Here is a 14,174-nt window from a genome sequence, read left to right as displayed (position 1 = left end):
CGACGCCCTGAACCTACTCACCCTACTAGGCGGCACCACCGACATCACCGACGCGGCCAACGCCGGAGCCGCAGCCTCCACCGACCTGTTAACCATCACCACCAACACCAACGGCCAACACACCATCACCCACACCCCCACAACCACACCTCAGCCCAACCCCACCATCCCCACAGGCACCCCCGGCCTACCCGCACCCATCTACACCAATGCGTTCAACGCAGGCCTCATCAACAACCCACCAGACCCCAACACCGCCACCTGGTACGCCACAGACACCAACGGCGCCCACCACGTTATATTGGAAACTAACGAACAGCAAAGGAACTTCTACACCTGGGTAACCGACGGATCCGGAAACAGCCTCGACGTCAAACACGTCATGAACCGAATCGGTATTAACGGCAATCCAGAAAGATGGCGCACCACCGACGATTTTAAGGAATACTACGGTGGTGACGACTGGTGAAACACACCGACACCGCCCCACGAAGCCGGGAAATCAGGCCAATACAACGCTGGCTGGCAATCGTGCTCACCATCACGGTCCTGTGCGCCGGGGCCCTGGCCTGGTGGCGCCCATGGGACCAGCCGGAGGAGATGCCGGTGCCGCCGGAGGCCGTATGCCAGGACGTCTACAACACCGCCGAGCTCGACCGAATCCTTGGCAGCAGTATCGGCAGCTCCACGATACAGAGCTACGGCGGTTGGGATAGGCGTTGTACTGTTTCGTCGGGCAGGCCACCGGCTACGGATGCCAGAGGCTACGAAATGTATGGCACCATCGCGTTCATCGAATACTGGCACGACAATGAGTACGACGCCGGAAACGGTTACAAGTGGACCGATGAGACCATGGCGGCGGACACCGACAACGGAGTCCAGAAACTCAACACCCCCGAACTAGAGGGCAACAGCTACCTCTGGGTAATGCAGATCGGCTCGGAGAACTATGTGCATGGCATCTGGTTCGGGAACGGCTTCACCATTGCCGTCGTCCTGGGCGACCCAGGAGGCAGCCTTGACGGCCCCAAAACCACCCAGGAGGCCATGGCCGTCATGCCCGAGCTGCTGACCTACGTCGGCACCCAAGCGCAGGAACACCACGCCATTCCAAACCCCAACCCCAGCCAAGACCCCGGCACCCCCGAAACCTCTGACGCCGTCAATACTCCTGCCGCGGCCCCGATGACCGCCAACGACCAACCCACCAGCACCCCGTCCGCATAATGACACAAGCGCAAGCGATCCACAGCTACCTTCGGTACGACAAGTAGAGATTAGCCGGCGCCTTATGGTTGTTTGGTGGGTATGGTGTTTAGGGCCTGGATCTCCGCCACCGGGATGCTGGTGGTCGTGGACGTGGTATGCGTGTCCATGGTTCCGGCGGCGCCGTCGGTGGCCGTGTAGGTGATCGCGTAGGACACTTTGATGTCTACCGGAGTCACACCGTCCTTGAAGTGCGCACTGGACCGGTCGAACACGATCAGGCAGTCCGTACCCTTGGCGTCATTGTCCTCACTCCAGGGGATGCCGAAGCCGGTGCACGTGGCAGTGCCATCCTTGGGCTGCAGGGTCAGCATCGAGGCCGTGGCGGTGATCGTGGCGGTGGTAGACCCCGCCGTAGCCGTCACCTGCACCTCCTTGGGGGTATCACCCGTGGCCCACACCCAGGTATCCATACCCACAATCGTGGCCCCCACATCCCCAACCATCGGGTTATACGAGATCGTCGCCGTAGGGATCGTCACCGCATCCCAGGCGGCCTGCGCCAACGTCGCCCCATCCACCTCCGGAACGGGAGCAGACTCGCCTGCGGGAACCCACACCGGGCTATTTTCCGCATAGTACGCCTCAGCGATATCGCCAATGCTGCGCTCGTCATCGTCGGCCATATACTTCGACGAGCACGTCGGCATATACCAGCGCCCTTCCGTGTCATCCGCGTGCAACCGGTAGTCGGGGTAGTCTAGTTTCTGCTCCTCCACACTCTTCCCATCAAAGTTCAAGTTCCGGGTATCCTCGTCCGCCTCACCGGAGTCGAACCACTCAGCCACCTCCGCCCCCGTACTGCCCTCCTGGTACCAGCACACCGGATGCACCGCAGCCGTCACCGACTGCGACGACACCGTAGCGCCACCCGAACCAGACCCGTCCGCAGCAGCCGACACAGACTCCACCTCCACACTCATCGTCACCGAACCATCCCCGCCAGATGACACCGAACCAGATGACAAACCAGTGTCATTATTCCCGATACCTTTAGCCTGCGCAGGGGCCACAACAGAGGCCAGGCTGATAACTAACGCCATCACAGCCGCCGAAACACGTCTATCGATCATCATAACTCACACCGCACACTCATTAGTGGATAGAGTCTGTTCGCCTGACACTTTCCAGGTTCCATCCTCATTGATCATAGTGATTAGCGTTTCATAGCGCCCTTGGAGGACTTCAGGGTTACTGACATCATTACCCTGAGCATCGTAGGCGGTCAGCGCCGATTGGTCCCCACAAGTGACAACTTCCGCCTGAGCGTTCTTAGAATATGGCGATGTTATGAGTACGGAAGCAATCGCAATCCTCAGTCCACCCTCAACGATCTCTCCACTAGAAGCTTCGTAATTGTTTACGATTATCTGATATTCTTCGTCGGTGGTGAGTGGTTCGGCGTTTTCTACGCCGGTTCCGGTGAACCAGATGTTCCAGGTGACCTGGTCGTAGTTGACGAAGGCCTTCAGGACTTCAGTCTGCTGCTCATCCAGATCCTCGGGGATGGAGGTAACTTCGTAGCGCTCGGTGGACAGCGACTCCGCCGTCACCACACCCGCAGCCTCCGCGGAAGCAGCAGCCGCGGACTCAGACGCCTCCGCCGACGCCGCAGCCTCCGGATCATAGGTGGGGATACCCAAGGGGTTGTCGTCCGACTCAGACGAACACGCCACCACCGGCGCACAGGCCAGCAGCAGCGCCGCCGCACCAACAGCGGCACGGCGCAACCTTGGAGAACCGGGCAGGAAACCAAGCATGACCAACTCCTCCGCGGGCCCTCACAGGTCGCACTCGCAATCAACGTCATCAGGATGTTATAGAGTCTCACACGCCCGTAGATCACACGCAAGCAACAACGGCGGCAGGCACACGCCCCAGCACCCTTGACACTCGCCCGGGACCGGACTAGCGTTGCCGATGTTGAAACGGTTCACACCGTTGGCGCCGCGAAACCAGCGGCGCAAGACTCGAACAAGGACGTTCCATGACCGACTCCCCCAGCGCCGACGCCTCCACCGCGGGCACCTCCGCGCAGGCAGCCCTCACCGAGCTGCTGAGCACGACCACCGCCCGCTCCCCTCACCGCTGCTGCTTCCTGCTGCACGTACGTCCGGACCGGCTCACCGAGTACGTCGAGGTCCACCAGCACGTGTGGGAGGAGATGCGCCAGGCCCTGACTCGCTGCGGATGGCGCAACTACTCGCTGTTCCTGCGCCCCGAGGACGGGCTCGTCGTCGGCTACTTCGAATCCGACGACGTCGACGCCGCCCAGTCCGCCATGAGCGACGAAGAGGTCAACACCCGCTGGCAGAAGGAGATGGCCCAGTACTTCGTCCAGCCCGACGGCGGCACCAACGAGATCCTGCCCCAGTACTTCTACCTTCCCTGACGCCCCCGCCCGCCCCCGTCCCCCACGATTCAAGGAGGAACCCGTGGCACGCAAGCCACTAACCGGCTGGAAGGCGACCGCCGCCGTCTCCATGTCGAACTACATCGACTCCGGCTCCATCATCGCCATCGCCACCTCGCTCGGCTTCTGGAGCGCCGCCTACTTCCCCGACGACGACGGCACCATCGCGGGTCTGCTCGCCGCCTTCAGCTCCAACGCCTTCGGCGCCGCCATCGGCGCCCTGATCGGCGGCCCGCTGTGCGACAAGTACGGGCGCAAGTTCATCTACACCTATGACCTGCTGCTGTATGCGCTCGGCGGCCTGATCGTCGTCTTCACCGCCAACCTGCCGATGCTGTTCACCGGCTTCGTCATCATCGGCCTGGCCGTGGGCGCCTCCGTCCCCGCCGGCTGGACCTACATCGCCGAGTTCGCCCCCACCGGGCAGCGCGGCAAGCACATCGGCGCCACGCAGCTGGCCTGGTCCTTCGGCCCGTTCATCGGCTACGGCCTGGCCGCCGCCCTCGCCCCGCTGGGCCTGCTCGGCAGCCGCATCATCTTCGCCCACCTGGTCGTGATCGCCCTGGTCACCTGGTACATCCGGCAGGGGCTGGAGGAGTCCGAGACCTGGCAGAACGCCAAGGGCGGCGCCCAGGCCAAGCCGCCGTCGATGTGGGCCGCCTTCCGCAAGCTGTTCAACCGTCGCGTGAACATCACCGCCCTCATCTTCCTGGCCGTCATCTACACCTGCTGGAACCAGGCCGCCTCCCAGAACGGCATCTTCCTGCCCACGATCCTCAGCTCCATGGGCTACGAGACCCTCCAGACCGACCTGTTCTCCATGCTGTCATGGGGCTTCGTCATCGTCTCCACCTTCGTCTTCATGAACCTGGTGGACCGCGTCCCCTACCGGTGGCACTTCCTGGTAGGCGGGCTGGCGGCCATCGTCTCCTGGATCATCCTGGTCTTCGGTCCCTCCGACGCCGCCTGGACCGCCTTCGGCTACACCATCGTGTGGGGCCTGTCCGCCGGCCCGTCCGCCCAGGCCTTCTACTCGGTGTGGTCCCCCGAGCTGTTCGCCACCCCGTACCGCTCGGCCGCTCAGGGCATCGTGTTCTTCGCGGTTCGCCTGGCCTCCGGCCTGATCTCACTGATATTCCCGGTCATCCTCAAGTGGGAGGGCGGCCTGATGATCGACGGCCTGATCCTCATCGGCTTCCTCGTCGTCTCCACCCTGGTGGGCACCATCGGCGCCCCCAAGACCCAGGGCAAGTCCCTGGAGGAGATCGAGTTGGAACGCTACGGCGAGCGCGTCACCAACGCCAACGCCTGATCACCCATGGCCCGGTCCACCGGCCGGGGCCGCAACAACCCATCACCATCCGAACCAACACATTCAAGAAACGGAGAGAAACCATGACCGCATCGGTTCCCTCGCTGTCCGACCTCAGCGATGAGGCCCGCAGCCTCCTGAAGACCCAGTCGATCGAACTGCCCAGCTGGGCATTCGGCAACTCCGGCACCCGCTTCCGCGTGTTCACCACCGCCGGCGTACCCCGCGACCCCTACGAGAAGATCGACGACGTCGCCCAGGTCAACAAGTACACCGGCGTCACCCCCCGCGTGTCCCTGCACATTCCGTGGGACAAGGTGGACGACTACGAGGCGCTGCGCAAGCACGCCGAGGACCAGGGCGTCACCATCGGCAACATCAACTCCAACGTCTTCCAGGACGAGGACTACAAGCTCGGCTCCCTGACCAACTCCAATGAGCGCATCCGCCGCAAGGCAATCGACCACCACCTGGAGTGCATCGACATCATGCGCGCCACCGGCTCGCCGGCCCTGAAGATCTGGCTCGCCGACGGCACCAACTACCCCGGCCAGGACTCCATCCGCGCCCGCCAGGATCGCCTGGCGGACTCCCTGGCGGAGATCTACGCCGCCCTCGACGACGACCAGGAACTGGTGCTGGAGTATAAGTTCTTCGAGCCGGCCTTCTACCACACCGACGTGCCGGACTGGGGCACCAGCCTGGTGCACTGCCTGGCACTGGGAGACCGCGCCAAGGTCGTGCTCGACACCGGCCACCACGCCCCCGGCACCAATATCGAGTTCATCGTCGCGCAGCTGCTGCGGCTGGGCCGCCTGGGCGCCTTCGACTTCAACTCGCGCTTCTACGCCGACGACGATCTGATCGTGGGTGCCGCCGACCCCTACCAGCTGTTCCGCATCATGAACGAGATCGTCTCGGCCGGGGCGCTCGCCCCCGACTCCGGTGTCAACTTCATGCTCGACCAGTGCCACAACCTGGAGGAGAAGATCCCCGGCGAGATTCGTTCGGCCACCAACGTGCAGGAGGCGACCGCCAAGGCGCTCCTGGTGGACCGCGAGGCCCTCGACCAGGCGCAGCGCGCCGGCGATGTCCTGGCCGCCAACGACATCCTGGTTGACGCCTTCAACACCGACGTGCGTCCGCTGCTGGCGGAGCTGCGCGAGGCCCAGGGGCTGGCCCCCGACCCGATGAAGGCCTTCCTCGAGTCCGGCTACCTGGACAAGATCCGTTCCGAGCGCGTCGGCGGCACCGCCGCCGGCTGGGGAGCCTGAGAGAGGTGCCGACCATGACCAACGCCCGCCCCATCCACGTCGGGGCCGTCGACCTGGGCGCCTCCTCCGGGCGCGTCATGGTCGGCACCATCGCCGACGGCCGCATCGAACTGACCGAGACGCGCCGCTTCGCCAACGGGCCCATTCCCCTGCCGGGCCCCGGCGGCGAGCGCCTGTACTGGGACGTGCTGCACCTGTGGGATGAGATCCGCCAGGGTCTGCTCGCCGCCGTGCGCGACGTCGGCCCGCTGTCGGCCGTCGGTATCGACACCTGGGGCGTCGACTACGGACTGCTCGGCCCCAGCGGCCTGTTGGCCGGACAGGTGAGTGCCTATCGCTGTCCCCGCACGCGGGGCGTGCCCGAGGAGGTCTTCGCGGCCATCCCCGCCCCCGAGATGTATTCGGTCAACGGCCTGCAGGTGCAGGACTTCAACACGCTCTTCCAGCTGGTGGCCGAGTCCCGCGACGGCGGCCTGCCCCGTGCCACACCGGCCGACGGGGGCGTCGTCTCGGCCGCAGGCGCAGGCTCCGCCCAGCGCACCATGCTGCTGTTGCCGGACCTGTTCACCTATTGGCTCACCGGCAGGCCGGTCGCCGAGATCACCAACGCCTCCACCACCGGCCTGGTCGACGCCCGGGAGCGCGCCTGGTCCGCGCCACTGCTTGAGCGGCTGCACACCGAGCTCGGTGTGGACCTGGACGGCGTGCTGCCGGAGGTCGTGGAGGCCGGCACCGTCGTCGGGCCGGTACGCCGCGACGTCGTCGATGTCTTCGACCCTGACGGTCGCCCGACGCCGGTGGTCGCCGTCGGCTCCCACGACACCGCCTCCGCGGTCGCCGCCGTGCCCGCGGCCGGAAGCGACTTCGCCTACATCTCCTGCGGCACCTGGTCGCTGGTCGGACTCGAGCTGGACGCACCGGTGCTCACCGAGGCATCTCGGGCCGCAAACTTCACCAACGAGCTCGGCGTGGACGGTACGGTCCGCTACCTGAAGAACGTCATGGGGCTGTGGGTGTTCAACGAGGCCGTGCGCACCTGGCGCGAGCAGGGCCTGGAGCTGTCCTACCGGGAGCTCGATGCGGCCGCCGAGGCCGCCGACCCGCTGCGCACCGTCGTCGACATCAACGATCCGGTCTTCTTCAATCCCGGCGACATGGCCGCCCGCATCGACGACTTCGCCATCCGCACCGGCCAGCCGCGCCCGCGCAGTGTGGGCGAGTACGTGCGCTGCATCGACGACTCCCTGGCTCTGGCCTACCGGCGCGCGATGCGTGAGGCGAGCGAGCTGTCCGGCAAACGCGTCGGCGTGCTGCACATGGTCGGCGGCGGCATCAGCAACCGGCTGTTGTGTCAACTGGCCGCCGACGCCACCGGGTTGAAGGTGGTGGCCGGGCCCGCCGAGGGCACCGCTCTGGGCAACATCGTCGTCGCCGCCCGCGGCGCGGGGCTGATCGAAGGCGACCTGACCGCACTGCGAAAGCTGGTGGGCGCCTCCTGCGACATCACCGAGTACGCCCCCGACCCGGCCGCGGCCGCCGGGTGGGACGCCGCCGAGCGGCAGCTATTCGGCTAAACCACACCCCGCCCGCGCCCCACGCACCATCCGCCAACTACACGGAGAAGACCCATGACCGACGCTCCCGGCGTCGCCCCGCCCACGCCGCAGCCCACCACTACCCGCGACGGCGTGCCCGTCGCCCCGCTGGCGGGCGGCTTCCTACCGCCCTACGCCGAGCGAGTGCACCTGATCGCCGACTTCCCGGCCCCGAGCGCCGAGGATCTGGCCGCCGCCGACCCCGCCGCGACCGCCGGGGCGCCCTTCGCCGCGGAGGCCCTGACAGCCATGGAGGCGTGGGAAGCGCCCTTCGGGGAGCCGGAGCCCACTCACACGCTCGTCGAGGACCGCGAGCTGCCGGGCCCGCACGGGCCGATACCGGTGCGCATCTACCGCCCCGAACCCGGCTGGGCCCCGCCCACACCCTCTCCGGCCACGGAATCGGGCCTGCGCGCCGGACTGGTGTGGTACCACGGCGGCGCCTTCATGGGCGGCGACCTGGACATGCCCGAGGCCGACGCCGTCGCCCGCGGCCTGGCCACCCGCACCGGGGCGAGCGTCGTCTCGGTCTTCTACCGGCTGTGCACCGGCGGCGTTCACTACCCGGTCCCGCACGACGACGCCTACGCCGCCTACCAGTGGGTGCGCGGGCACGCCGCCGAGTTCGGCATCGACGCCGCTCGCATCGCCGTCGGCGGTGCGAGCGCGGGCGGGAACCTGGCCGCCGGGGTGACGCTGCACGGCATCGACGACGACGCCGCCCCCTGGCAGGCGCTACTCGCCTACCCGGTGGCGCACGGCGGGCACTGGCCCAGCCCCAGCGAGGAACTGGCCGCCCGCCTGGAGCAGATGCCGCAGATCCTGCGCTTCCCCACCGACATGATGGCGGCGATGAACACCAACTACCTCGGCGCCCCACTCGACGCCGGCGCGGGCGCACCCGCCTATGCCTTCCCCGGGGACGTGGTCGATGCCGCCCGCCTGGCGGGCTGGCCTGCCACCTACATCGAGAACTGCGAGAACGACGACCTGCGCGCCTCCGGTGAGGCCTTTGCCCGCCAGCTGCGGCAGGCGGGGGCCGACGTCGAGGTGCTCACCTGCGCGGGCGTGCCCCACGGGCACCTCAACGCCGTCGGCTCGCCGCTGACCGCCGCCAGCTTGGACCGCTTCGCCGCAAGGCTGACCCGCCCGGTCTGAAACGGCCACCCCCGACGGGGTACGAGCGCTCCGCCGCACTCATCCACAATCTTCCAAGAACACCGATCGGAAAGGACAACCACCGTGACCACCATGTCCCTGTCAGAGATCCTCGCCCAGATGGGCGCCGCCGGACGCCGCCTTGACCACATGGGCGCCGTCGAGGCCGGCGCCGGCAACATCTCCGTGTCCATCAATGCCACGGCCGAACAACTGGGCCTGACCGACCGCTTCCCGCAGGTCGCCCCCGGCACCGAGCTGCCCCTGCCCGCCCCGGCGCTGGCCGGCCGCACCGTACTGGTGACCGGCTCGGGCTGCCGCCTGCGCGACGTCGCCGCATCCCCGGAGGCGAACGTATCCGCCTTCGTCGTGGACGAGGGCGGCGTCACCGGCACCTGGTACACCCACCCCGACCGCGCCTACGTGCGCCCCACCAGCGAGTTCAACTCCCACCTGGCGGTCCACAACGACCAAGTGGCTCAGCGCGGTGTGGACTTCCAGGCCGTCATCCACGCCCAGCCGCCCTACCTGGTCCAGCTCTCCCACATCAAGGACATCCGCAACACCGCGGACTTCAACCGCCGCATCCTGCGCTGGGAGCCGGAGACGATCGTGCAGCTGCCCCAGGGCATTGAGGTGCTCGACTTCATGGTGCCCGGGTCGGCCACCCTCATGGAGAACAATGTGCGCGCCCTGCGCGACCACGTGATCGTGCTGTGGTCCAAGCACGGCATCATGGTGCGCTCCGACGTCGCCCCCCTGGCCGCCGTCGACAAGGTCGAATACGCCGAGACCGGCGCCATGTACGAGGTCCGCAACATCATGGCCGGCGGCCTGGGCGAGGGCGTCACCGACGCCGAGCTGCACGCCGTCGTCGAGGCCTTCAACGTCGACACCGACCTGTTCTAGCCGCCCCGCCGTCGAGATTATCCGAACTACTTCAAAGGAGAATCCCGTGACCCACCCCGCCGCACTGGAGGCGCTGCGCGCCGCCATCGCGGAGCCGCCCATCGAGTACCGCCCGGAGCTGCGCTGGTGGCTGGCCGAGGGACTGCACACCGACGCCACCATCCGCCGCGAGATCGCCGCAGCCCACCGCCTCGGCTTCGGGGGCATGGAGTTCCTGGCCATGCCCGAGGAGAACATCGACGAGGCCCGCTACGGCTGGGGCAGTGAGGAGTGGACCCACGACTCCCACACGATCGTCGCCGAGACCACCGCCCGCGGCATGTCCTTCTCCTTCACCTCCGGCACCAACTGGTCCAACGCCAACCTGCCCACCATCACCCCGGACGACCCCGCCGCCTCCCAGGAGCTCGACGTCGAGTACGAGCCCGTCCGCGAGCGCCGTGTCGGCCTTCTGCCCCGCATCGACCTGGGCGCCGACCGCGGCGAGGGCGGACTGCCGGGATCCCGGGTGACGCCGAAGCGGCAGCACCTCGTCGCCGTCGTCGCCGCCGCCGTCACCGACTCCGGCCCAACAGCCTCCGGATTCAGCACACCCGCCTCCGACGGTGCCGCAACCCTGGCCGGGGCCGACGGTGCGGCGGGTACGACCACCGTCCAAGCACTCACACCGGTTATCGACGTCGGCACCCTCACCGACCTGACACCCCTCGTCACCGGCGACGAGGGTGCCGAGGCACTGGACTGGAGCGCCCCGGACGCGCGCGACTGGCGACTGTTCGTCTTCTGGATGCACGGGACCGGGCAGACCGCGAGCCCGTCGGCGTCCGTCAACTACACGGTCAACTACCTGGATCGTGACGGCGTCGACGCCGTAATCGACTACTGGCGCGAGGTCGTCCTTACCGACGCCCTCAAGGCGGATATCGCCCGCAATCCCCGCGCTCAGATGTACATGGACTCCTTGGAGCTGAACACCTGGGGCGAGGGCGGCATGTTCTGGGGGCGCTGCGTGGCCGAGGAGTTCCGCGCCCGCCGCGGCTACGACATCACCCCCTGGCTGCCCCTGCTGGTGCGCTCTGCACCGCTGATGGCGGTGTCCACCCGGTACCGCTTCGAACCCGACGCCGCACACGCCATCGAAGTCGCCAAGGTCCGCCACGACTACGTGGCCACCCTTACCGACCTGTACATCGAGCACATGCTCCAGCCCTTCGCCGATTTCCTGCACGAGCAGGGCATCGCGTTGCGCGCCGAGATCTCCTATGGGCTGCCCTTCGAGCTGACCCGCCCGGGCGTGGCCGTGGACGGCATTGAGACCGAGTCCCTGGAGTTCGGCTCCCAGATCGACGCCTACCGGCTCATGGCGGGGCCGGCGCACCTACTGGGCAAGCAGTACTCCTCGGAGACCGGGGCGACCACCCGCAACCACATGCTGCCCCACCGCTTCTACGACCAGATCATCAACACGCAGCTGGCGGCCGGCATCACCAAGACCGTCCTGCACGGCTGGTCCAGTCCCGCCGGCGCCGAGGGCAGCACCGAGTGGCCCGGCCATGAGGGCATGCTGCCCATGTTCTCCGAACGCTTCGACACGCGCCAGCCCGCCGCCGAGTTCTATCCGCTGTGGAACCGGGCCGTCGGGCGCGTGCAGCAGGTGCTGCGTCGGGGCCGTCCGCGCATCGACGTGGGCATTCTGCGCACCGACCACTTCACCGACAACTCCTCCGGCATGATGTTCTACGACGGCGAGCGCCGCATTCCGGACGAGGTCGCCTACGGGCGCATGTGGATGCGCGACCGCCAGAACCACTGGTGGCGTGACCTGGGTATGCAGGACGCCGGCTGGGGGTACGAGTTCTTCGACGGCTCGCTGCTGCTGCGCGACGACGTGGTCTTCGCCGACGGCGTCGTTCAGCCGGACGGGCCCGGCTACCAGGCCCTCATCGTTTACCAGGAGGCGCTCGACGCCGACGTCGCCGCCCGGCTGCTCGAATGGGCGCGCGCGGGCCTGCGGGTGCTGATCGTCAACGGGGCCAGCGAGCTCAAGCGCCTGGAGACGGGCGAGTACTTCCACTACGGGGCCACGGCCGCCCGCACGCCCGGACTGGACGGGCGCGACGCGGAGCTGGCCGCGACCATGGCGGCGCTGAAGGTGCTGCCGAGCGTCGCCGAGGTGGATGAGCCCGCCCGCGCCGTGGAGGCGCTGCGAGCGCTGGGGGTGATCGGCTACCACGAGTTCGCCGTCCCGAATCAGAACGTGCTCGCCTACGAGCGCATCGACGGGGACCTGACCCATGTGTACGTCTACCACTTCCTGTACGAGACCGAGGCGCCCACCCGCGTGAATATCAAGATTCCCGGCGCCGGCATCGCCTACCAACTGGACCAGTGGAGCGGCCGATTCCGCGAGCTGGGCGACGCTCACACCGAGCCGATCGGCCCCGGTCACTCCGATGTCACCGTCGTCCCAGTCCGCCTACGCCCGGGCGAGGCCGCCGTCATCACGCTCGACCGCTCGGCCGGGTACTCCCTGGGCGAGTCCGCAACTGCACCCGCAATCGTCGCCGAGCTCTCCGACTGGGACATCACGGTGGAGTCCTGGGACGCCGGCGAAGCCCAGCTGATCGAGGAGGACCGCGGCCTGGGTTACGCGACCCGCGAGGTGCTCCCCACCACCGCCGTCACCCGTCTGCGGGCCAACGGTACCGCCCTGGCACCATGGAAGGACCTGGACGGCGTCGGCCCGGAGGTCTCCGGCGTGGGCGAGTACCGCACCACGCTCAGGCTTGACGTGGTGCCGGACGGGCGTCCGGTGCTCGATCTTGGCGACGTCTGCGGCGGCCTGGGGTCGGTGAGTATCAACGGCGGCGCACCGATCGGTTTCGACACCTCGGCGCCCCGTGTGGACGTGACCGGCCTGCTGCGCACGGGCAGCAACGACGTCGTCGTGCGCGTGTCCTCCTCGCTTTCCAACCGCCTCAAGGCCCGCGGCTACTACGAACGGATTCCCGACGTTTCCGCGCTGCTCAGTGGTCTGCCGTACCGGCCGCACCATGTGCCGGTGCGTGACTACGGCCTGACCGGCCCGGTCCGCCTGCTAGTCGAGAACTGAGGCTCGCGCGGCGTTCCCCCTGCACGTCGGGGCGGCGCACACACCAACACTCCCCGACGCCGCCACTTCCACCGATCTCGGCGAGTCAGGGGGTCGGGGAAGCGGGTGCGGGCACAGTGGCACGCTCGACCACCCGCGCCAGCGTGGTGGGGGCAGCGGGTATCTCTGTCCCATCGAGCACTGCTCGTGCGCGGGCCGCCAGGTACTGCGCGAAGGCCACCATGTCTGGAGCCACCGTGGTCAGCGGCGGGTCGAGGAACCTGCCCAGCACCTCGTCGTCGGCTCCGATCACCGCCAGCTCGTCGGGCACGCGCAGCCCCGCGTTTCTTGCCGCCGCCACCGCCAGGCCCGCGTGCAGATCGTTGAAACAGACCACGGCGTCGACCCCGGCTTGCGACCAGTCGTGCAGAACTCCCGTGAACTCGCCAACCGCATCCTCGTCTAGAGGTCCGACGGCGTACTCGCGCGGGACGGGAAGCCCCTCCTGCTCGCAGGTCGCCAACACGGCCCGCCTGCGGGAAGCGACCAATGGTTCCAGCCCGGGCATCCGGGTGGTCAGGTAGGCGGGGCGACGCAAACCATGAGCCGCCAAATACCGCACCTGTAAGCCCGGCAACTGGCCGAGGACCAGATCGGAGAGCGGATCGCCCCGCCCGTCACGATCCACCAAGGCCGCACCCACCGCGGCGACCACGTCCGTCTCGTCCTTGTTCAGGCCCGCCGGGGCGATGACGAGTGCAGGATCCACGTGTTTGAGCACGTCGGCGATGGGCGTGTCCGAACCGCAAGAAAGGAGGGTCATCCCCCAGGAGTGAACCTCGCGGGCCAGGGCGTCGCGCAGCAGTCCGGCCAGGGAGCCCAACGGAAGCACCTCTTGGCCCGCCGACGGGATACGTCCCGAATCACGCAGTAGCACCACCCGAGAACGCCCCGAGCCGAGTGCGGCCCCTGTAGCCGACGGGACATAGCCGAGTTCGCGGGCCGCTCGGAGCACCCGCTGCCGTGTCTGTTCGGAGATGCTCTTGTCCGCACGGCGGTTGAGGACGTAGCTGACGGTGGCGCGAGAGACGCCGGCACGCCTCGCCACATCACTGCTGAGCACCCGGGCCATCCGTGCCTCCATCTGTTTGCG

General features: G+C 67.6%; 12 protein-coding genes. 9 read left to right on the top strand and 3 right to left on the bottom strand.

What is annotated here, in order from left to right; all coding sequences use genetic code 11:
* Positions 1 to 469 (top strand): hypothetical protein (locus DRB06_RS15985; protein WP_220092954.1); only part of this gene is annotated, 469 nt, incomplete at its 5' end.
* Positions 466 to 1,230 (top strand): hypothetical protein, encoded by a 765-nt coding sequence (locus DRB06_RS15715; RefSeq protein WP_146750777.1) that lies wholly within the window; start codon positions 466 to 468, stop codon positions 1,228 to 1,230. The genes DRB06_RS15985 and DRB06_RS15715, both read left to right, overlap by 4 nt.
* A gap of 62 nt (positions 1,231 to 1,292) precedes the next feature.
* On the opposite strand, the gene DRB06_RS16480 is transcribed toward DRB06_RS15715, so the two are convergent.
* Both DRB06_RS16480 and DRB06_RS01970 read right to left on the bottom strand, forming a co-directional pair.
* Positions 1,293 to 2,180, bottom strand: coding sequence for a hypothetical protein (locus tag DRB06_RS16480; protein ID WP_258522114.1), 888 nt, complete (start codon positions 2,178 to 2,180; stop codon positions 1,293 to 1,295).
* 168 nt (positions 2,181 to 2,348) lie between these two features.
* Positions 2,349 to 3,029, bottom strand: a complete 681-nt coding sequence (locus tag DRB06_RS01970) for a hypothetical protein (RefSeq protein WP_108968576.1) — start codon at positions 3,027 to 3,029, stop codon at positions 2,349 to 2,351.
* A 227-nt stretch (positions 3,030 to 3,256) separates the two neighbouring features.
* On the opposite strand from DRB06_RS01970, the gene DRB06_RS01965 reads away from it, so the two are divergent.
* The 7 genes from DRB06_RS01965 to DRB06_RS01935 all read left to right on the top strand — a co-directional run bounded on the left by DRB06_RS01965 (position 3,257) and on the right by DRB06_RS01935 (position 13,042).
* The gene (locus DRB06_RS01965) at positions 3,257 to 3,661 is read left to right on the top strand and encodes an L-rhamnose mutarotase (RefSeq protein ID WP_073329081.1); all 405 of its coding nucleotides are present in this window, start codon (positions 3,257 to 3,259) and stop codon (positions 3,659 to 3,661) included.
* Between the two features lie 43 nt (positions 3,662 to 3,704).
* Positions 3,705 to 4,994, top strand: coding sequence for an MFS transporter (locus DRB06_RS01960; RefSeq protein ID WP_111819004.1), 1,290 nt, complete (start codon positions 3,705 to 3,707; stop codon positions 4,992 to 4,994).
* An 83-nt stretch (positions 4,995 to 5,077) separates the two neighbouring features.
* Entirely contained in the window at positions 5,078 to 6,268 is a 1,191-nt protein-coding gene (gene rhaI / locus DRB06_RS01955; protein ID WP_111819003.1) for an L-rhamnose isomerase, read from the top strand.
* 14 nt (positions 6,269 to 6,282) lie between these two features.
* Complete coding sequence (locus DRB06_RS01950; protein ID WP_111819002.1) at positions 6,283 to 7,842, top strand: rhamnulokinase family protein; 1,560 nt, start codon at positions 6,283 to 6,285, stop codon at positions 7,840 to 7,842.
* Positions 7,843 to 7,896: 54 nt separating this feature from the next.
* Entirely contained in the window at positions 7,897 to 9,021 is a 1,125-nt protein-coding gene (locus DRB06_RS01945; RefSeq protein WP_111819001.1) for an alpha/beta hydrolase, read from the top strand.
* Between the two features lie 93 nt (positions 9,022 to 9,114).
* Positions 9,115 to 9,930: a class II aldolase/adducin family protein gene (locus DRB06_RS01940; protein ID WP_111819009.1), complete on the top strand. Its 816-nt coding sequence runs from the start codon at positions 9,115 to 9,117 to the stop codon at positions 9,928 to 9,930.
* A gap of 46 nt (positions 9,931 to 9,976) precedes the next feature.
* Entirely contained in the window at positions 9,977 to 13,042 is a 3,066-nt protein-coding gene (locus tag DRB06_RS01935) for a glycosyl hydrolase (protein ID WP_258522113.1), read from the top strand.
* Between the two features lie 85 nt (positions 13,043 to 13,127).
* Here the strand turns inward: DRB06_RS01935 and DRB06_RS01930 are convergent, their stop codons facing one another.
* Complete coding sequence (locus DRB06_RS01930; protein ID WP_159097701.1) at positions 13,128 to 14,153, bottom strand: LacI family DNA-binding transcriptional regulator; 1,026 nt, start codon at positions 14,151 to 14,153, stop codon at positions 13,128 to 13,130.
* Positions 14,154 to 14,174 lie beyond the last annotated feature (21 nt).

Source organism: Actinomyces sp. Z5 (assembly GCF_003287795.1).
Classification (GTDB): Bacteria; Actinomycetota; Actinomycetes; order Actinomycetales; family Actinomycetaceae; genus Actinomyces; species Actinomyces glycerinitolerans.
The sequence above is the reverse complement of the archived record's forward strand: the minus strand, read 5'-3'. Positions and strand labels throughout refer to the sequence as shown.